This is a genomic window from Pseudomonas sp. HD6422, from assembly GCF_025377065.1.
Taxonomy (GTDB): Bacteria; Pseudomonadota; Gammaproteobacteria; order Pseudomonadales; family Pseudomonadaceae; genus Aquipseudomonas; species Aquipseudomonas putida_U.
On sequence record NZ_JAHWIW010000005.1, the window covers coordinates 184,690 to 204,147 of the forward strand.

The following is a 19,458-nucleotide window of genomic DNA, read 5'->3' on the forward strand; positions in this document are numbered from 1 at the left end:
CGCGTTTGCCCGAGCTAGGCGCAAGTGCCTGGCGCTAGTAGCTCGGAGCTTGAAGCCAAAGACTTACCAGCGCCCGTCCCAAGCGACGAAGTTCTGCAGCAGCTGCAGGCCATGGGTATGGCTCTTCTCCGGGTGGAACTGCACGGCAAAGCGCGATCCGTCGGCCAGCGCAGCGGCGAAGTCGACGCCGTAGTGACCACGACCGACCACCTGCCCCGGCTTGCCGGCATTGATGTAGTAGCTGTGCACGAAATAGAAGCGCGCGCGGTCGGAGATGTCGTGCCACAGCGGGTGGTCGATGGTCTGGCTGACCTCGTTCCAGCCCATGTGCGGCACCTTCAGGTGCTCACCGTCTTCTTCCAGGCCCTTGCCGAAGAAGCGCACCTGGCCCGGGAACAGGCCAATGCAGTCGACGCCGTCGTTTTCCTCGCTGTGCTCCAGCAGCGCCTGCATGCCGACGCAGATACCGAGAAACGGACGATCCTGGCTGACTTCGCGGACCAGACTGTCGAAGCCCAGGCGGCGAATCTCGGCCATGCAGTCGCGAATCGCGCCGACGCCCGGGAACACCACACGGTCCGCCTCGCGGATCACCGCGGCGTCGCTGGTGACCAGCACCTTGCCGGCGCCGACGTGCTCGAGCGCCTTGGCCACCGAGTGCAGGTTACCCATGCCATAGTCGATTACGGCTACCGTCTGCATTTACAGGCACCCTTTGGTCGACGGCATCTGGCCGGCCATGCGCTCGTCGAGGGTCACGGCCATGCGCAGGGCGCGGCCGAAAGCCTTGAACACGGTCTCGATCTGGTGATGGGTGTTGTGGCCGCGCAGATTGTCGATGTGCAGGGTCACCAGAGCGTGGTTGACGAAGCCCTGGAAGAACTCCTGGAACAGGTCGACATCGAAGCCACCGACGCTGGCACGGGTGTACGGCACGTGCATCTGCAGGCCCGGACGGCCAGAGAAGTCGATGACCACGCGCGACAGCGCTTCGTCCAGCGGCACGTAGGCGTGGCCGTAGCGGAAGATGCCCTTCTTGTCGCCAATGGCCTGGGCGAATGCCTGGCCGAGGGTGATACCGACGTCTTCGACGGTATGGTGATCGTCGATATGCAGGTCGCCCTTGCACTCGATATCCAGGTCGATCAGCCCGTGGCGAGCGATCTGGTCAAGCATGTGTTCAAGGAACGGCACGCCGATATCGAATCGGGCCTTGCCACTGCCATCGAGGTTGATCGAGCACTTGACCTGGGTCTCCAGGGTATTGCGCTCGACGGAAGCCTTACGTTCGACCATCACCAGCTCCGCAAAATCATTGGGCGAAAAGGGCTCCATTATAGGCCCAGAACGCGCCCGCTTGAAACGCGGATGACATATGGCAAAGCGAGGAATTACGGGGACCGATAGTGCTACAGGTCTATACAACCGGGTATCAGGGGCTGCTTGGCAGCCCATCGCCGGCAAGCCGGCTCCTGCAGAAGAGGTCACTGGAGGAGCCGGTTTGCCGGTGACAGAGCCCTTTCAGGCCGTGAAAACGCTGGCTATTTCATCGTTCAATGGAACAACACAGCCGTTTTCTGCAGGGTGATCCACACCCCCCAGGCCAGCGGAATCACTACTACCGCCCAGGCGATCAGCACCAGCGGCAGGCTGCCCGGTGCCGCGTGCCATTCCAGCGAACGCGCGCCATCGGCGCCTTTGTCGTGGCTCAGGGCACGCTCGGCGGCCAGTTCGGCATCGCTCATGAAGTGCTTGTCGGCCACCGGACGGATCAGCAGGTTGCAAATGAAGCCCAGTACCAGCAGACCGGAGAGGATGTACAGGGTCATGTCATAGGCCGCTGCACGCTCCACGCCTGCCGCCAGTTGGTACTCGCGCAGGTAGGTGATCAGCACCGGGCCGAGCACACCGGCCGCGGCCCACGCGGTCAGCAGGCGACCATGGATGGCACCGACCATCTGGGTACCGAACAGGTCGGCCAGGTACGCCGGTACAGTGGAGAAACCGCCGCCGTACATCGACAGAATGATGCAGAACGCCGCTACGAACAGCGCCACGTTGCCCAGGTGACCCATGTTGGGGATCAGACTGTAGAGGCCAACGCCGAGGGCGAAGAAGGCGAAGTAAGTGTTCTTGCGGCCGATGTAGTCGGAGAACGAAGCCCAGAAGAACCGACCACCGATGTTGAACAGACTCAGCAGGCCGGTGAAGCCGGCGGCGATCGCTGCGATCTGGGTCAGTTGTGCGGCATCCAGTTGGCTGAAGCTCAGCTCATTGCCCAGCAGCTTGCCGGCGAACACTTCCTGCAGCAGCGGGGAAGCCATGCCGAGGATACCGATACCGGCCGAGACGTTCAGGCACAGTACCAGCCAGACCAGGGCGAACTGCGGGGTCTTCCAGGCGACGCTGACGTGCACGTGACGGTCGGTGACCATACCGTTGCCGGCTTTCTTCGCTGGAGCCGTCCAGCCTTCAGGCTTCCAGCCAGTCGGAGGAATGCGGTAGGCCAGGGCACCTGCGGTCATGAACACGAAGTAAACCGCAGCCATCACCACGAAGCTCTGCCAGACGCCGACTTCCTGGGCGTTGCCGAAGTGGCCCATCAGCGCGGTCGCCAGAGGTGCACCGACCATCGCGCCGCCGCCGAAGCCCATGATCGCCATGCCGGTGGCCATGCCGCGTTTGTCCGGGAACCACTTGATCAGGGTCGACACCGGCGAGATGTAGCCCAGACCCAGGCCGATACCACCGATCACACCGGACCCCAGCCACATCAGCCAGAGCTGGTGAGTTTTCACGCCGATCGCCGAGATCAGCATGCCGCCACACCAGCACAGCGCCGACACCAAGCCGGCCTTGCGCGGGCCGGCGTGTTCCAGCCAACCGCCGAGCACGGCGGCCGAGCAACCAAGGAAGACGAAGAACAGGGTGTAGATCCAGCTCAACATCGAGATCGGCCAGTCGCACTCGCTGGTGAACATACGGGCGATGAAGCCCATGTCGGCGGAACAGGCGACCGGTGCGGTGATACCGATGGCTTGCGACAGGGGCAGCCAGAACACCGAAAAGCCGTAGGCCATACCGATGCACAGGTGAATCGCCAGGGCTGCCGGCGGTACCAGCCAGCGGTTGAAGCCCGGGCGGGCGATGATGCGCTCCTTCGACAGGAAGCCTGGCGATGTCGCCAGGCCTTCGGCCGTGATAGTACTGCTCATGGATTTATCCTTATGTAGGTAGACGGGGCTGGCGGATTTAATCCCAGGCTCTTGTGGGGTGTACGCAAGGCGTAGCAGGCCTTTTCCAGGGTGACGCGCTGCGACCATAGGTCGCGGCCGCTCCGACAACGGCGCAAGGTTACCAGCATCCGGCGCGATGAAAGCAATCTGATATCGCGTTTTTTTGCCAAGCTGAAACGGTATTTCCTTGCTGTATGCCTGCGGCGGTCCTTTCGCGGGCTAGCCCGCCCACAGGGACCGCGCCGCTGTCGAAGGCCTCGGAGATCCGGTGGGAACTGCAGGGAAACCCGGAACTGAATCCTCATAACCCGATCCATTCGTACGAAATGCCCTATCTCGCTAGTCGAATTCTCAGGGCCCATGGCGGCGGCGCTATACTCTGCCCCGCGAAATTCATAAAACGGACTACAAGGACTCGCCCATGAAAGCGTTCGGCAAAATCCTGGGGCTGGGCCTACTCGGGCTGTTGCTGATCATCGTGGCGCTGGGCTTCGCCCTGACCCACCTGTTCGATCCCAACGATTACAAAGACGAAATCCGCCAGCTGGCCCGCAACAAGGCCCACGTGGAGCTAACCCTCAATGGCGACATTGGCTGGAGCCTGTTCCCCTGGCTGGGTCTGGAACTGCACGATGCCAGCATCGCCACGCTGACTGACCCCAAGGCGCCGTTCGCCGACCTGCAGATGCTGGGTCTGTCGGTCCGCGTACTGCCACTGCTGCGCCGCGAAGTACAGATGAGCGACGTGCGCGTAGAAGGCCTGAACCTGACCCTGGCGCGTGACGAGCACGGCCATGGCAACTGGGAAGACATCGGCAAGCCACTGCCAGCCGAAAACGGCACCACGCCTGGCACGCCGGCACCGGCAACAGGCGAGCAGCCAGCACCGACGCCTGAGCGCAGCAACGAGCGGGCGGTCAAGCTCGACATCGACAGCCTGACGGTCAACAACGCCCGCGTGCAGTACACCGATGCCCAGACCGGCAAAAGCTACAGCGCCGAAAGCATCCAACTGAGCACCGGCCCCGTGCACGAAGGCTCGAACATCTCGCTCAAGGCCAGCGCCTTCCTCAGCGCCAGCCAACCCAATATCAAGGCGCGCACCGAGCTGGCCGGCGATCTGCGCTTCGACCGCAAGCTCAAGCGCTACAACTTCGAGGACATGCGCCTGTCGGGTGAAACCTCCGGTGAGCCATTGGCCGGCAAGACCCTGAGCTTCTCGGCCCAAGGCCAGTTACTGGTCGACATGGGGGCGAACGTCGCCTCATGGACCGGCCTGAAGCTTTCGGCCAACCAGTTGCGTGCCCTGGGCGAGCTGAACCTGCGCGACCTGGACAAGACCCCACAGCTGAGCGGCGGCCTGTCCATCGCGCAATTCGACCTGCGCGCCTTCCTCGATGGCATCGGTCAGACACTGCCGCCCACCACCGACCCGGCCGCGCTCACCAAGCTGGAGCTGGTCAGCCGCCTGCAAGGCTCGCCGAATGCGCTGGCCCTGGAAGATCTGGCGGTGAAACTGGACGACACCAGCTTCGCAGGTCGCGTCGCCATCGAAGATTTCGCCAAACAGGCCATACGCGTACAGCTCAAGGGCGACAAGTTCAACGCCGACCGCTACCTGCCGGCCAAGAGTGAAGAAGCCAAGGGTGCCACCGCTGCCCGTCAGGCCGAGGTCGAGCAACAACAAACCAGCGTCGTGGCGGGCAGCACGCCGTTGCCCAACGCCCCGACCCAGGTGGCCTGGAGCAATGACAAACTGCTGCCGGTCGACCGTCTGCGCGCCCTCGACCTGCAAGCCGATCTGGCGTTCAACGCCCTGACCCTGGACCAACTGCCGATCACCGACGCCCAGTTGCAGGTCACGGGCCAAGGTGGTCTGGTTACCCTGCGAACCCTGCGCGGCGGCCTCTACGACGGCAGCTTCGAGGCCAAGGGCACCGTCGACGTGCGGCCTGCGGTGCCGCAGGTCGGCATCAACACCAAGATCAACCGGGTACCGGTGGAACACTTCATCAAGCCCCACGGCAAGGACCAGACCCCGCCAGTCAAAGGCCTGCTGACCTTGACCAGCGACCTCACCGCCAGCGGCAACAGCCAGAAGGCACTGGTCGACACCCTCAATGGCAGCGCACACTTCACGATCAACGACGGCGTGCTGGTCAATGCCAACCTCGAGCAGCAGCTGTGCCAGGCCATCGCCACGCTCAACCGCAAGACCCTGAGCGGCGAACCACGCGGCAAGGATACGCCCTTCCAGGAACTGCGCGGCAGCCTGGTGGTGCGCAACGGTGTAGCCAGCAACCCCGACCTCAAGGCCCGCATCCCAGGCCTGACCGTCAATGGCCACGGCGACCTCGACCTGCGCGTGCTGGGCATGGACTACAACATCGGCGTGGTGGTCGAGGGCGATCAGCGCGCCATGCCCGACCCGGCCTGCCAGGTCAACGAGCGCTATGTCGGCGTCGAAGTGCCGCTGCGCTGCCGTGGTCCCCTGGAATTGGGCGCCAAGGCCTGCCGCCTGGACCAGAATGGGCTGGGCAAAGTGGCCGCGAAGCTGGCCGGCGACCGCCTGAAAGACAAGATCGATGAAAAACTCGGAGAAAAAGTGAGCCCAGAATTGAAAGACGCGCTCAAGGGGCTGTTCAAACGATGAGCCCCGAGCAGTTCTCCAGCGCCGTGCTGGATTGGTACGACCAGCACGGCCGGCACGACCTGCCCTGGCAACAGGGCATCACCCCCTACCGGGTGTGGGTGTCGGAAATCATGCTGCAGCAGACCCAGGTCAGCACCGTGCTCAACTACTTCGACCGCTTCATGCAAGCCTTGCCGACCGTGCAAGCGCTGGCCGAAGCGCCGGAGGACGAAGTGCTGCACCTGTGGACCGGACTTGGCTACTACACCCGCGCACGTAACCTGCAGAAGGCGGCGAAGATCGTCGTCGAGCAGCACGGCGGCGAGTTCCCGCGCAGCGTCGAGCAGCTGATCGAGCTCCCCGGCATCGGCCGCTCCACCGCCGGCGCCATTGCCAGCATCAGCATGGGCATCCGTGCACCGATCCTCGACGGCAACGTCAAGCGTGTGCTGGCCCGCTACACCGCCCAGGCGGGATACCCCGGCGAGCCCAAGGTGGCCAACCAGCTGTGGGCCACCGCCGAGCGCTTCACTCCTCAGGCGCGGGCCAACCACTACACCCAGGCGATGATGGACATGGGCGCGACGCTGTGTACCCGCAGCAAGCCCAGCTGCCTGATCTGCCCGCTGCAACGCGGCTGCGAGGCGCACCTGCACGGCGAGGAAACCCGCTACCCCGAGCCCAAGCCGCGCAAGACGCTGCCCCAACGCCGCACGTTAATGCCGCTGCTGACCAACCACGACGGCGCCATCCTGCTCTATCGCCGTCCGTCCAGCGGGCTGTGGGGCGGGTTGTGGAGCCTGCCGGAGCTGGATGACCTCGGCCAGCTCGACGACCTTGCCTACCAGCACGGCCTGCGCCTGGCCGAAAGCCGCGCGCTGGATGGCCTGACTCACACCTTCAGCCATTTCCAGCTGGCCATCGAACCCTGGCTGGTGCGCGTCGACCCGATCGGCGAGCACGTGGCCGAGGCCGACTGGCTCTGGTATAACCTCGCCACCCCGCCGCGCCTGGGCCTCGCCGCCCCGGTGAAGAAGCTGCTCAAACGCGCGGCCGACGAATTGATTGCAGGAGAAGCCCGATGACCCGCACCGTGATGTGCCGCAAGTACAACGAAGAACTGCCAGGCCTGGACCGTCCGCCCTACCCCGGCGCCAAGGGCCAGGACATCTTCGAGCACATCTCGCAGAAGGCCTGGGCTGACTGGCAGAAACACCAGACCATGCTGATCAACGAGAAGCGCCTGAACATGATGAACGCCGAGGACCGCAAATTCCTCCAGGCCGAGATGGACAAGTTCTTCGCCGGTGAGGAGTACGCCCAGGCCGAAGGCTACGTTCCACCGAGCGAATGACCCCAGAAATCGTAAGCGACGGAATTAATTTAAAAAATTTTCAAAAAAGTCGTTGACGGAAGGTCTGAAAACCTTTTTAATTCGCCCCGTCGCCCAGATAGCTCAGTCGGTAGAGCAGAGGATTGAAAATCCTCGTGTCGGCGGTTCGACTCCGTCTCTGGGCACCACCTTCAGCTTCTGGTGGTTGCAAAGTTACCCGAAGCGACACAAGAAACCCGCCTAGTGCGGGTTTTTTGTTGCCTGCGATTTTTGCTTCAATAGGCTCCCCTATCGCCCCAAGGACCCGACACCCATGGCCTCCAATACCAAGCAACAGAAACGCGCCAAACGCGCCGCCAGCAAGGCCAAGCAAAATCGCATGGTGCGCAGTGGCCAGGCGGTCAAGGCCAGTGCCGGCGACAGCGCCAGCGTCGAGCAGGTCTTCAACAAGGCCATGGAGTCGGGCAGCTACGAACCGCTGTTCAAAAAGATGAAGGAAGCCCAGGAAAACGGCCTGGTGCCGATGATCTCGGTGTTCCTGGTCGACCCGCTGCTGACCTTGGTACTCAAGGGGCACAAGGAAGAACACGCCACCGACTACATCGTGCTGGTGTTCACCGCGTACCGCAAATGGCTCGATGGCGCCGACGAGGACACCACCATGGCCTGGCTGGAAAGTGACGAGTTCCAGGACGCTTATGTGGCAGCCTCGGAGGTCGTGGCCAAGCAGCAGCAACAGCAGAAGCAGTTTGGCTGAGAGGGGCTCGTCTCGAGTTTGGGGGGCGGCGGATATCGAGCGCCGCCCCACCACAAACCTCGCGTCGAACAAACAAAAAGGCCGCGCCCTGCACAGGACGCGGCCTTTTCATCATCAGCAGCGCGGATCAGTTATCCAGCGCCACCCGTCCGGCAGCTTCACGCTTGCGGTGCACCAGCAAGCCCGCCGCCACCACACCGATGCTCAGCAGCGCGGTCGCGATGATCTCGATGCGATGATCCTCACGTAGCGCCATCACCCCCAGCACCGCGACGATGAAGGCGATGGTCGCCCAGGTCAGACCTGGGAACAGCCACATCTTGAAGTCGATCTTCTCGCCACGCGCCTCACGCTGGCTGCGCATGCGCAGCTGCGACACGGCAATCACCAGGTACACCAGCAACGCGATGGCGCCGGAGCTGGCCAGCAGGAACTCGAACACCTGCGCCGGGGCGACATAGTTGGCGAACACGCAAAGGAAGGCTGCCGCGGTCGACAGCAGTACAGCGACATGCGGAGTAGCCGCCTTGGTGGTGCGCTGGGCGATGGCCGGCGCATCACCGCGCTTGCTCAGCGAGAACAGCATGCGCGAGGAGGTGTACAGCGCTGAGTTCAGGCAGCTGGTCACAGCGACCAGGACCACGATGTCGACGATCAGCTTGGCGTTCGGCACGCCGATACGGCTCAGCACGGTCTGATAGGAGCCGGTTTCGGCCAGCGCCGGGTCGTTCCACGGCACCAGGGCCACGACCAGGAAGATCGACACCAGGTAGAACAGGCAGATACGCCAGATCACCGAGTTGGTGGCGCGGCTGATCTGCTTGCCCGGGTCTTTCGATTCGGCGGCAGCGATGGTGACGATCTCAGTCCCCATGAACGAGAACATGGTGGTCAGCATGGCCGCCAGTACGGCGCCCAAGCCATTGGGCATGAAGCCTTGGGTATCGAACAGGTGACTGGCACCACTGACCTGGCTGCTCGGCACCAGGCCGAACATGGCCACGCAACCCACCACAATGAAGCCGATGATCGCCAGCACCTTGAGCAGAGCGAACCAGAATTCGAACTCACCGTAGTTCTTCACACTGCACAGATTGGTCAGAGTGAGCGCCAGGGTGATCAGCAAGGAGAAGGCCCAGAGGTCCACCGCAGGGAACCAGGCATGCAGGATCGCGGCGGCGGCATTGGCCTCCAGCGGGATCACCAGCACCCAGAACCACCAGTACAGCCAGCCAATGGTGAAGCCGGCCCAGCGGCCAATGGCGCGGTCGGCGTAGGTGGAGAAAGAACCGGTATCCGGCGAGGCGATCGCCATTTCACCGAGCATGCGCATCACCAGCACCACCAGGGTTCCGGCGGCGGCATACGCCAGCAGCACGGCAGGACCGGCCGCCGCGATGGCGTGCCCAGAGCCTACGAACAGACCGGCGCCGATGACGCCAGCAATCGACAGCATGGTGACATGCCGCTGTTTGAGCCCCTGAGCGAGGTCATTGGAATTGTTACCGCTCATAAAACTACCTTTGTAAGGAGTGGACCACGCCGATTGCCATACGAAGTGCACCTGGGGGTGGGATTAGGCGTCACTGCAATCGGCGCATTGCAACTGGCAATAAGTGGGCCAGTTGCTGAATGGTTTCGTCGGACAGGACTTTCGCGCCAAGAACTGCGCGGCCTGCAGGGTATTCGGCCAGGATCCGACCGAATGGTCATCGGATGACTCCGCCGATGCCGGATTACTGAAATACTCACTTACAAATGCACCAAAGGTGCTCCTCGGTAACACCTTTGCACCAACGCAACGCAAAACAGTACAACCTAAAGGTGCAACCTTGTCACCCGGACGGGCGCGACCTATGTACCGCAGATTACCGGCGAATGGTCTAAAACCGCTTCCAACGACCGGCCAAAGCTGGCACCATCGCGCCTTTTTTCATCAAGGCTATGGCGCTGGGCCGATCCATCGCGGACATCTGCGCGACGTTGCGCTGCAGCGATGCGACAAACTGCCCCAGCATTGCCCCAAGCCCCTTGCAACCCAGTTGGCCGCCATTATGCCGCTATGCTAGCGTGGCGCTCGCCAGGAAGGCCGCCAACAGCTGGGAACGCACCCGAATACATGAGGACCGCACATGGCCCAGGCCACGCCCGCGCTGGAAATCCGCAACCTGCACAAACGCTATGGCGAGCAGGAGATTCTCAAGGGCATTTCGCTGACTGCGCGCGACGGCGACGTCATCTCCATCCTGGGGTCGTCCGGCTCCGGCAAGTCCACCTTGCTGCGCTGCATCAACCTGCTGGAAAACCCGCACCAGGGCGAAATCCTCGTCGCCGGCGAAGCCCTCAAGCTCAAGGCCGCCAAGAACGGCGACCTGATCGCCGCCGACAACCGCCAGATCAACCGCCTGCGCAGCGAAATCGGCTTCGTCTTCCAGAACTTCAACCTGTGGCCGCACATGTCGATTCTCGACAACATCATCGAGGCGCCACGCCGCGTGCTCGGCCAGAGCAAGGCCGAGGCCGTCGAAGCTGCCGAGGCGCTGCTGAACAAAGTCGGCATCTTTGATAAGCGCCACAGCTACCCCGCCCAGCTTTCCGGTGGCCAACAACAGCGTGCCGCCATCGCCCGCACCCTGGCCATGAAGCCCAAGGTCATCCTGTTCGATGAGCCGACGTCGGCGCTCGACCCGGAAATGGTCCAGGAAGTGCTTAATGTCATCCGCGCGCTGGCCGAAGAAGGTCGCACCATGCTGCTGGTGACCCACGAAATGAACTTTGCCCGCCAGGTGTCCAGCGAAGTCGTCTTCCTGCACCAGGGCTTGGTCGAAGAGCAAGGATCGCCGCAGCAGGTGTTCGAGAACCCGACCTCGGCGCGTTGCAAGCAATTCATGTCCAGCCACCGCTAACGGAGCAACACATGCAGACCTACAAGAAACTCTTCCTGGCCGCTGCCGCCACGCTGGTGTTTTCGGCCAACGCCCTGGCCGCGGAAAAACTGCGCATGGGCATCGAAGCCGCCTACCCGCCGTTCAACAACAAGGACGCCAGCGGTAACGTGGTCGGCTTCGACAAGGACATCGGTGACGCCCTGTGCGCCAAGATGAAGGTCGAGTGCTCGGTCGTCACCTCCGACTGGGACGGTATCATTCCGGCCCTGAACGCCAAGAAGTTCGACTTCCTGGTGTCGTCGCTGTCGATCACCGACGAGCGCAAGCAGGCCGTCGACTTCACCGACCCCTACTATTCCAACAAGCTGCAGTTCATCGCGCCGAAGAACGTCGACTTCAAGACCGACAAGGCCTCGCTCAAGGGCAAGGTGATCGGCACCCAGCGCGCGACCCTGGCCGGTACCTGGCTGGAAGACAACTACGGCAGCGACATCGACATCAAGCTGTACGACACCCAGGAAAATGCCTACCTGGACCTGGTGTCCGGCCGTATCGACGGCATCCTGGCCGACAAGTACGTGCAGTACGAGTGGCTGAAAAGCAAAGATGGCTCGAACTTCGAGTTCAAAGGCGAGCCGGTGATGGACAGCGACAAGATCGGCATTGCCGTGCGCAAGGGTGACACCAAGCTGCGCGACGACCTGAACAAGGCCCTGGCCGAAATCAAGGCCGATGGCACGTACAAGAAGATCAACGACAAGTACTTCCCGTTCAGCATCGAATGATCCGCCCTGACCGGCGCGCCCTCGTGGCGCGCCTGTCCCTAGAATGACCTGCCCATGAATATTGACCTGCACGGATTCGGTCCGGCCATGATGGCCGGCACCCTGATGACCGTAAAACTGGCGCTCTGCGCCCTGCTGCTGGGGCTGGTCCTGGGCCTGCTCGGCGCCCTGGCCAAAACGTCCTCGGTCAAGCCCTTGCAATGGCTTGGCGGCTTTTACTCGACCCTGGTGCGCGGCGTGCCGGAACTGCTCTGGGTCCTGCTCATCTATTTCGGCACTGTCGGGCTGATGAACAGCCTCGGCGAAGCCCTGCACCTGCCTGGCCTGGAACTCAATGCCTTCGCCGCCGGCGTGATCGCCTTGGGCTTATGCTTCGGCGCCTACGCCACCGAAGTGTTCCGCGGCGCGATCCTGGCGATCCCCAAGGGGCACCGTGAAGCCGGCCTGGCCCTCGGCCTGAGTAAAGGCCGGATTCTCGCGCGGATCATCCTCCCGCAAATGTGGCGCATCGCCCTGCCGGGCCTTGGCAACCTGTTCATGATCCTGATGAAGGACACCGCCCTGGTGTCGGTGATCGGCCTTGAAGAAATCATGCGCCACGCGCAGATCGGCGTGACCGTGACCAAGGAGCCGTTCACCTTCTATATGGTCGCGGCCTGCATCTACCTGAGCCTGACGGTCGTCGCCATGATCGGCATGCACTTCATGGAAAAACGCGCCGCTCGCGGCTTTGCGAGGGCCGAACAATGAATTGGGAAGTCATCATCAAGTGGCTGCCACGCCTGGCCCAAGGCGCGACCCTGACCTTGGAGCTGGTGGCCATCGCGGTGGTCGCCGGTCTGATCCTGGCCATTCCGCTGGGCATCGCCCGCTCGTCCCGCCATTGGTACGTGCGCGCCGTGCCCTACGGCTACATTTTCTTCTTCCGCGGCACGCCATTGCTGGTGCAGTTGTTCCTGGTCTACTACGGCCTGGCGCAGTTCGACGCGGTACGCTCGAGCAGCCTGTGGCCGTACCTGCGCGATCCGTTCTGGTGCACCGTGCTGACCATGACCCTGCACACCGCGGCCTACATCGCCGAGATCCTGCGCGGGGCGCTGCAGTCCATCCCCAAAGGCGAGATCGAAGCAGCGCGAGCCCTGGGCATGTCGCGTGGGCAGGCGCTGCTGTACATCATGCTGCCTCGCGCTGCGCGCATTGGCCTGCCGGCGTACAGCAACGAAGTGATTCTGATGCTCAAGGCCAGTGCCCTGGCCAGTACCGTGACCCTGCTGGAACTGACCGGCATGGCCCGCACGATCATCGCTCGGACCTACCTGCCGGTGGAGATCTTTTTCGCCGCCGGCGTGTTTTACCTGGTGATCTCGTTCGTGCTGGTGCAAGGCTTCAAGTTGCTGGAGCGCTGGTTGCGCGTCGACGCGAGCCAGGGCCGCTAGCCCCTGAGGCTGCTTGCAGCCTTTCGCGGGACAAGCCCGCTCCCACAGGTTTTCCGCTGCATGTGCAGCCGGTAAGGATTCTGTGGGTGCGGGCTTGTCCCGCGAAAGGGCCCCCGAAAACACCCCCACATCTGTAAAACCACCATGCCTTCCATCCTCCACAGCCACTACCTAGCCGAACGCTTCCAGGCCCTCGACCAGTTCCTGACCGAGCACCAACCGCTGTGGAAACCCCGGCCCTTCACCGCCCTGCGTCTGGACTGGGAAACCACTCACCCCGAACTGGCCGCCCACCTGCGCCAGTGCACCCTCGCCGACGCCGAAGCCGACCTCGACACGCAAAGCCTGCCCGCGCCCTTCCCGCAACTGGCGGCCCAGGCCCGGCAACTCTCAGCGGTGGGTGAGCTGCCCGACACTGGTCTGCTCCAGGCCGGACACCGCCTCGACGTCAACGTGCCTGGACGCAAGTGGCAGCAGATCGAAGCCTTCAGCCGCCGCCTGGGCTTTCGCCAACAAACCCGTCATTGGCTCGACTGGTGTTCGGGCAAGGGCCACCTCGGCCGCCGCCTGCTGCAGCCCGGCCAGCGACTGACCTGCCTGGAGTACGATCCGGCCCTGGTCGAAGCCGGTCAGGCGCTGAGCGACCACCATCAGTTGCCGGCGACGCACGTGCGCCAGGACGTCATGGACCCCAGCAGTGCCGAACACCTGGGCAGTGACAAGAGCGTGGTGGCCCTGCACGCCTGCGGCGAGCTGCACGTGCAGTTGTTGCGCCTGGCCAGCCAGCGCGGCTGCCGCCACGTCGCGGTAGCGCCCTGCTGCTACAACCGCATCCCGGGCGAGCACTACCAGCCGTTATCCACAGCCGCCCAGCGTTCGTCCCTGGCGCTGAGCCTGACCGACCTCGGCCTGCCGCTGAACGAGGCCGTCACCGCCAGCGCCCGCGTGCGCCACCAGCGTGACTGCTCGATGGCCCGGCGCCTGGGCTTCGACCTGCTGCAACGCGAGCAACGCCAACGTGACGAATACCTGTCCACCCCCTCGTTGCCGATCGCGTGGCTGGACAAACCGTTCGAGCAGTACTGTCGCGAGCTGGCGGAGCTGCGTCAGGTCGAACTACGCGGCCAACCGGACTGGGCGGCCCTGGAAGCCGCCGGCTGGCAGCGCCTGGCCGAGGTACGCAACCTCGAACGCGTGCGCAACCTGTTCCGTCGCCCCTTGGAACTATGGTTGGTGCTCGACCACGCGCTGTTTCTCGAAGAACAAGGCTATCGGGTCAGCCTGGGCTTGTTCTGTGATTACCCGCTCACACCACGCAATCTGTTGCTACTGGCCGAACGCGACACTTAGCCACAGCACAGCCTGTGGATAACTCTGTGAACAAGCTTTTGATGAATGGTTGGATCCGGGCGCTATTTAAAGGGTTCGGCTTATTCCGGGGTACCGCTCCAGGCCAATGAAAACAGGCGTTTGCGCAAAGACCGGTGGTTATGTCAATTGGCACGCTCTAGGCAAAAGTCACTGATGCCTCTTGTGCATAAACCTTTGATGTGGCTGTTGACGCACCACTGGTATTCGCGATTTGGGGGCTTTGTATCGTGTTTTTCGCTGTGTTTTGTCCCTATCGCCGTGGATGTCGGCGATAGGGCGCGCTCGATCAATGCAAGCCGTTCCTGGCGATTTCGATATCGTTCATCAGGGCCTTGGCCAGGTTGGTGAGGTAATCCGCTGCGCCTAGCAGTTTGTGATCGTCTTCAAGGTCACCTTCACGCAGCAAGTGCTTGATGTATCCGAGCAGAATCGAGACTTGTTCGTAGACATCATCGATCGGGATACCGGGTTGGACCCGGAGCAAGTCGACCGACGAAGCGCCTACCTCTAGGAAGGTTTCGATGCCTGCGGTGACTACGGGTTTGGGTTGAGTCACATCAGAATTTTTCATGACGATTTTCCGGATTCGAGCCTCAGAAGCCGCCACATCAACCTTTCTCACGGGTTAGGGTGGCAGCGGTGCGCGGGGTGAGAAACCGAGCGAATCCAGAAACTCTCGGCCAGACATAGTCTGCCCGTGCACAGCTGCCATGGAGGATGCTGACGTTGGATTCGTGATCAGGTTCTCACGCCCGACCGCCCTGCTAGGCGGCTTGGAAACGTTATCCCTGAAGGCCTTCCCCGCCTACGGCAGTACCTCGCCAGCGCTCGTAGGATACGTCCGATACAATCCACTCACGAGGCATCCAGTTCCAGTTTCAGAAATCCCTGACATCTGCGCCTCTTGGCTCAAAATGAAAAAGTCGGCGCGGTCCCTGTGGGAGCGGGCTTGCCCGCGAACACGGGCGCAGCCCGTGCCATCCACCGCCAAACCCGAACGGTGTATCATCCCCACCCTAAATACCTAGAAAACCGAGTCGCGCGCTGCCCGCCAGCCCCCGCGACCCTCTGGCGTTGCGCCAGATCGACAATGGACTATCGGACCTAAACATCGTGCCCCAAGCCAAAGCCCTTGCCCTGCTGACCTCCACCCTGGCCCTGGCCGCCTGCGCCAGCGGCAACCCGGCCCCGCACGGCAGCAACCTCGACTGGAACACGCCTGGCATGCAGCTGGGCGGCGACAACGGCCTGCCCATCCGCCACGAGAGCCCTTGCCGCAAGCGCGGCTGCGACAACGACAAGCTGTTCTTCAACCCAGGCAAGACCGAGCCAAGCGTCAACACCATCCACCGTGGCTGGTAGGAAAAATCTCCTTTTAAGCCGGTGACTTAGCTCGTTTGCACGCAAACGCAAGGAAGTGGTTTACAGCCGCCCCCTGATCGCTATAATGACGCCCCATTGCCGGTATAGCTCAGCTGGTAGAGCAACTGACTTGTAATCAGTAGGTCCCGGGTTCGATTCCTGGTGCCGGCACCATACGCAGTATCAAAGAAGGCTCACCGAAAGGTGGGCCTTTTTTGTTTGCGTTGCAAAACCCTCACCGCCCAGGGTCGTGCCGAAACAAATCATAGCTGCCGACGCGATCGATGTAGGAGCTGGCTTGCCTGCGATGGGCCGCGCAGCGGCCCCGGCAATCTCAATATCCCGCATTCTCTGACCTAAAAGACACGCCCCCAAACACAAACGCTTTGACTTGCCCATCAAGCCCAGCTACGATTTTTATCGTAAATTTTAGATATCTCTTCTGAGGCAAGCCAATGGCGCTTCAATTCCATGAAAGCCCCTTCCACGCCACCCACGATGCAGAGACGGCCAGCAAAATGGCCTTGAAGATGGATCTGTCCATTTTCATAACAGACTGCATCAAAAAAATGGGCCTCAAGCAGCATGATGCTGCGGTCAGGCTGAACGTGACCCAATCGCGTATCTCCGAGCTGGCAAATGGCAAGATCGAGAAATTTACGCTGGACGCCATGATGGACATGCTCGACAAGCTCGGCTTTCGTACGAGCCTGGTCCTGCCCTCGAACGACGCTGGCGCTCTTCCGCAGATTGTTATCTCGCAAGTACCTAGCAGCTAGACCCTGTATCCCATTTTGCGAAGCTCTTGCTTGAACTCCTTCATGCGCTCTTCAGCAACCTGCATCGCGTGCCGGTCGGATCTGTTGGTGGTCTTCACGAACGAATGCAGCACAACGACCATATCCGCAAACTTGGCCACATAGACGCATCGGAATGCAGGGCTGCCGTTGATGATGAGTTCTATCGCACCCGCGCCGACCGACTCCGTCAGCGACTTGATCGGCCGATCAGGGTCCTGGCCATACTGGATGCGACGCAGATCCTTGCCGAAGTCGTCCTGAACATCCAGTGGCAGGTCCTTGTACTCACGCTCCGCAGCTGCACTCACAAACGCAAACTTTCTCAACGTTCTACCCACAAAGGAAATACGGAAACAGGGGACGGCGGGATGCCGAAGAGTAGGGAATTTATCGCAGTTGCTTACAGACAACAGTGATAGAGCTATTTCGGGATGTAGCCTGATGTATCCAGTTTTTACCCGTGCGTTGCAGGAGCTGATCTGTTTGCTGCCAACATAACTCGTCTTCCCAAAGCTGCTGTACACCTGTAGTGCTGACCAAGCCATTGCGTGCAGTGCGCTGGTCGAGTCCGGGCTGTGGTCGGAGACGGCTATCGAACGGCAGATGAGCCACAAGGAACGCAACAACGTACGGGCCGCTGATACCCACAAGGCCGAGTTCCTCGAAGAGCGCCGGATGATCATGACCTGGTGGAACCGGTTTCTGGAGGCGAACCGCCAGGACCATGTGACGCCGCATGAGTTTGCCAAGCAGACGGGCGAGAACGTCACGCGCCTTCGCAGTGCCAAGAAGACCGAATAACCCGCCGCACCACCACCTCAAACTCGCTGTTAAGTTACCCACAGCACCGCATGAAGCTCCTCCGCGCGGGTCCTTTCAAACGGGGCTGCAAAGCCGCCCCGTTTGAAAGGACCATACCTAAGAAAAAAACTGCTGGCACAGCGTACGTCTGTGGAAAACCACTGATGTCCACCGGGGGATAGTTTTATCCACAGGCGCTAAATCTCTGAAATCGCTTTGCTTGACGAATATTGTCCACAGGCGTAGACCGGGAGTTGCAAGCGCTGTCGATGACAGCACCCCAGGTGACCCGAGCCTTAAAGGTGACGCCGCTCCCGCGGTGGTTCTCCCCAAGGGCGATTCGCATCCGGCAGCTCGCCCGGTCACTACCCATGTGATGGATGCTCTTACACGTATTGCGCTCGTGCGCCAGATACACCGTACCTCTCTGCCCTGCAGCAACCTATCCGCTTGGCCGAATATTGCGCCAACCTGTGCCCGTCTCTTTTCCTGAAAAGAGACGGGCACTTCTACCAATGCTGCAGCCCTGATCGCACGTGGCTTTGCGGCATTCCCCCTCGTGACAATCGGCGTGACAAACGCCGATGTCACCAGCAACAGCCTTGTAGATGATGGTGCCGCAGACCACGGAATGGACTGCACCTGACTGACAGTCAGGCATGCCCCGGTCATCGCATTGCTGCGTTCACTCGGCTCAGGATCTTCAGGCGCTGCTTTAGTCAGCCAGCGCTGCTTCCACCCGCCCACCGGTAACGGTGCTCAGGAGGCCAGATCATGAGATGCCCTTGCTCCCGGTTGTAAGGAGCCGCCAGTCCCGCGTAGAGGACATTCCCCACAGGTCGCAGGGGCCTTGATCCCTGATAACACTCAGCATTCTTGGCGGGATGACGTGGGGCGAGGGTCGGTGAAAAAATGAGGTGATCGGCATTGGTGGGTATACAAGATGGCCGCAATTTCAGCTATGAGCTACGCAGCGCCACAGGTGCCAATGTAGTTTTTGGAAGCGACTATCTTACTTTATGAGCCGAAATGCTTTGATGAGCCTTAAGCTGAGCTAAATAAACTCCAGAGAAAGCTGCCTAGTAAATTCGAATGGCCTTTCTGGGCTTTTTTCAAGATGGCTAATCAAATTAGCCCTAAAGCCAGCGAAATTCCCTAACAAGGCGTCATTTCGCAAGACATATTCGCATAAGCCTGGCGATAACTTAAACCCTCTTCTCACTGATAGATCAATAGCTTTTATCGCCATTTTTGCAGGATAAGGATTATGTATTAGATTAATATCTAGAATTTTACGCCTAATAGACTGCCTACAAAATTTAGGCAAATAGAAACATTCACTATTAATGTTAAATATGGCAGCATCAGTAGTAAAGAAGGTTGTCCTGCACAGATCTTCTATGCATATTGCTTTCACGTACCCTTCGCGAACAGCCCACGTATCTTCTAGAGACCAAATATCATAAGGGCGCCCTAAAAAGAAAAACCTATACCCTCCAAACCTATTTCTCACAGGTGAGTAATTTCGGATTGCATAGTATATTTCTTCGGCAGATGCGCTTGATACCAAATCTATATCCGAATTAAAAAATTCAGGACGCCCTAACGTTAGATCGCGAATCATCCCACCAAATATAGCTAAGTCAGCGAGAGAGCTTTTCAGGTGCTGAATCGGATGAGTTTCTCCCAGCTCCTCACCGAGAAATACCTGAATTTTCTTTTTCGCTGACTTTGAATTCATTGAGCTATCTCACCCACGAGCTTGATAGGAGCGGAGCTCCTGAAGAAGGTTTACCGCATAGGAGTCTGTCATGCCAGATATCATATCCGTCAATAGTAGACATTGGCGGTACCGTAATGGTAGGCCCTTCAGATCGCCAGGAGGCGAGTTGTACACGCGCCGATAGTTTTCAGATATCCTCATAAAGACATATCGATTATATGGATGACTAGGGCGATAAACTTCATTATCTGGGTTAGTGAATCGCCCCTAGTTTCGTAGACACCTCCAAGCCTCATAATGAGGCCCAAATAGGAGGTGCCATGAGTCGTCAGCG

Annotated in this window: 18 protein-coding genes, 2 tRNA genes and 1 pseudogene; 14 read left to right on the forward strand and 7 right to left on the reverse strand. The window is 60.7% G+C overall.

Features of this window, described 5'->3' with window-relative positions; translation table 11 throughout:
- Positions 1-63 precede the first annotated feature (63 nt).
- From hisH to KY379_RS05445, 3 genes are all read right to left on the reverse strand, one after another.
- On the reverse strand, positions 64-702 hold the full coding sequence (hisH, locus tag KY379_RS05435; protein ID WP_133327496.1) for an imidazole glycerol phosphate synthase subunit HisH: 639 nt from the start codon (positions 700-702) through the stop codon (positions 64-66).
- On the reverse strand, positions 703-1,296 hold the full coding sequence (gene hisB / locus KY379_RS05440; RefSeq protein WP_133327498.1) for an imidazoleglycerol-phosphate dehydratase HisB: 594 nt from the start codon (positions 1,294-1,296) through the stop codon (positions 703-705).
- A 257-nt stretch (positions 1,297-1,553) separates the two neighbouring features.
- Positions 1,554-3,215, reverse strand: a complete 1,662-nt coding sequence (locus KY379_RS05445; protein WP_133327500.1) for an OFA family MFS transporter — start codon at positions 3,213-3,215, stop codon at positions 1,554-1,556.
- A 442-nt stretch (positions 3,216-3,657) separates the two neighbouring features.
- Between KY379_RS05445 and KY379_RS05450 the strand changes: the two genes are divergently transcribed.
- The 5 genes from KY379_RS05450 (at position 3,658) to KY379_RS05470 (ending at position 7,958) form a co-directional block, all read left to right on the forward strand.
- On the forward strand, positions 3,658-5,889 hold the full coding sequence (locus tag KY379_RS05450) for an AsmA family protein (protein WP_261239383.1): 2,232 nt from the start codon (positions 3,658-3,660) through the stop codon (positions 5,887-5,889).
- Positions 5,886-6,953, forward strand: a complete 1,068-nt coding sequence (gene mutY / locus KY379_RS05455) for an A/G-specific adenine glycosylase (RefSeq protein ID WP_261239384.1) — start codon at positions 5,886-5,888, stop codon at positions 6,951-6,953. Before KY379_RS05450 ends, mutY begins: the two co-directional genes overlap by 4 nt.
- Positions 6,950-7,222 carry an oxidative damage protection protein gene (locus KY379_RS05460; RefSeq protein ID WP_133327505.1) on the forward strand — a complete coding sequence of 91 codons (273 nt, stop codon included), beginning with the start codon at positions 6,950-6,952 and terminating at the stop codon, positions 7,220-7,222. Before mutY ends, KY379_RS05460 begins: the two co-directional genes overlap by 4 nt.
- 91 nt (positions 7,223-7,313) lie before the next feature.
- Positions 7,314-7,389: transfer RNA gene (locus KY379_RS05465), tRNA-Phe, on the forward strand.
- A 125-nt stretch (positions 7,390-7,514) separates the two neighbouring features.
- On the forward strand, positions 7,515-7,958 hold the full coding sequence (locus tag KY379_RS05470; RefSeq protein ID WP_196172079.1) for a hypothetical protein: 444 nt from the start codon (positions 7,515-7,517) through the stop codon (positions 7,956-7,958).
- Positions 7,959-8,085: 127 nt separating this feature from the next.
- On the opposite strand, the gene gabP is transcribed toward KY379_RS05470, so the two are convergent.
- Entirely contained in the window at positions 8,086-9,471 is a 1,386-nt protein-coding gene (gene gabP / locus KY379_RS05475; RefSeq protein WP_196172080.1) for a GABA permease, read from the reverse strand.
- A gap of 619 nt (positions 9,472-10,090) precedes the next feature.
- Here gabP and KY379_RS05480 point away from each other — a divergent pair.
- From KY379_RS05480 to KY379_RS05500, 5 genes are all read left to right on the forward strand, one after another.
- Positions 10,091-10,864, forward strand: a complete 774-nt coding sequence (locus KY379_RS05480; protein WP_196172081.1) for an ABC transporter ATP-binding protein — start codon at positions 10,091-10,093, stop codon at positions 10,862-10,864.
- A gap of 11 nt (positions 10,865-10,875) precedes the next feature.
- Positions 10,876-11,631 (forward strand): ABC transporter substrate-binding protein, encoded by a 756-nt coding sequence (locus tag KY379_RS05485; protein WP_261239386.1) that lies wholly within the window; start codon positions 10,876-10,878, stop codon positions 11,629-11,631.
- 54 nt (positions 11,632-11,685) lie between these two features.
- Entirely contained in the window at positions 11,686-12,381 is a 696-nt protein-coding gene (locus KY379_RS05490; protein WP_133327515.1) for an ABC transporter permease, read from the forward strand.
- A complete protein-coding gene (locus KY379_RS05495) occupies positions 12,378-13,067 on the forward strand; it encodes an ABC transporter permease (protein WP_133327517.1) in 690 nt (229 codons plus the stop codon). Before KY379_RS05490 ends, KY379_RS05495 begins: the two co-directional genes overlap by 4 nt.
- Before the next feature lie 144 nt (positions 13,068-13,211).
- Entirely contained in the window at positions 13,212-14,417 is a 1,206-nt protein-coding gene (locus KY379_RS05500; protein ID WP_261239387.1) for an SAM-dependent methyltransferase, read from the forward strand.
- 307 nt (positions 14,418-14,724) lie between these two features.
- Here the strand turns inward: KY379_RS05500 and KY379_RS05505 are convergent, their stop codons facing one another.
- The gene (locus tag KY379_RS05505; RefSeq protein WP_133327521.1) at positions 14,725-15,009 is read right to left on the reverse strand and encodes a DUF3077 domain-containing protein; all 285 of its coding nucleotides are present in this window, start codon (positions 15,007-15,009) and stop codon (positions 14,725-14,727) included.
- Positions 15,010-15,551: 542 nt separating this feature from the next.
- Between KY379_RS05505 and KY379_RS05510 the strand changes: the two genes are divergently transcribed.
- The 3 genes from KY379_RS05510 to KY379_RS05520 all read left to right on the forward strand — a co-directional run bounded on the left by KY379_RS05510 (position 15,552) and on the right by KY379_RS05520 (position 16,579).
- On the forward strand, positions 15,552-15,800 hold the full coding sequence (locus KY379_RS05510) for a hypothetical protein (RefSeq protein ID WP_196172085.1): 249 nt from the start codon (positions 15,552-15,554) through the stop codon (positions 15,798-15,800).
- A gap of 98 nt (positions 15,801-15,898) precedes the next feature.
- Positions 15,899-15,974: transfer RNA gene (locus tag KY379_RS05515), tRNA-Thr, on the forward strand.
- 281 nt (positions 15,975-16,255) lie between these two features.
- Positions 16,256-16,579 (forward strand): helix-turn-helix domain-containing protein, encoded by a 324-nt coding sequence (locus tag KY379_RS05520; protein ID WP_261239389.1) that lies wholly within the window; start codon positions 16,256-16,258, stop codon positions 16,577-16,579.
- On the opposite strand, the gene KY379_RS05525 is transcribed toward KY379_RS05520, so the two are convergent.
- Complete coding sequence (locus KY379_RS05525; RefSeq protein WP_306466402.1) at positions 16,576-16,926, reverse strand: type II toxin-antitoxin system RelE/ParE family toxin; 351 nt, start codon at positions 16,924-16,926, stop codon at positions 16,576-16,578. The genes KY379_RS05520 and KY379_RS05525 overlap by 4 nt on opposite strands.
- Before the next feature lie 211 nt (positions 16,927-17,137).
- Between KY379_RS05525 and KY379_RS05530 the strand changes: the two are divergent.
- A pseudogene (locus KY379_RS05530) lies at positions 17,138-17,401 on the forward strand (integrase); the annotation flags it as partial.
- 1,054 nt (positions 17,402-18,455) lie between these two features.
- Here KY379_RS05530 and KY379_RS05535 read toward each other — a convergent pair.
- Positions 18,456-19,142, reverse strand: a complete 687-nt coding sequence (locus KY379_RS05535; protein WP_186711451.1) for a hypothetical protein — start codon at positions 19,140-19,142, stop codon at positions 18,456-18,458.
- Positions 19,143-19,458: the final 316 nt, after the last annotated feature.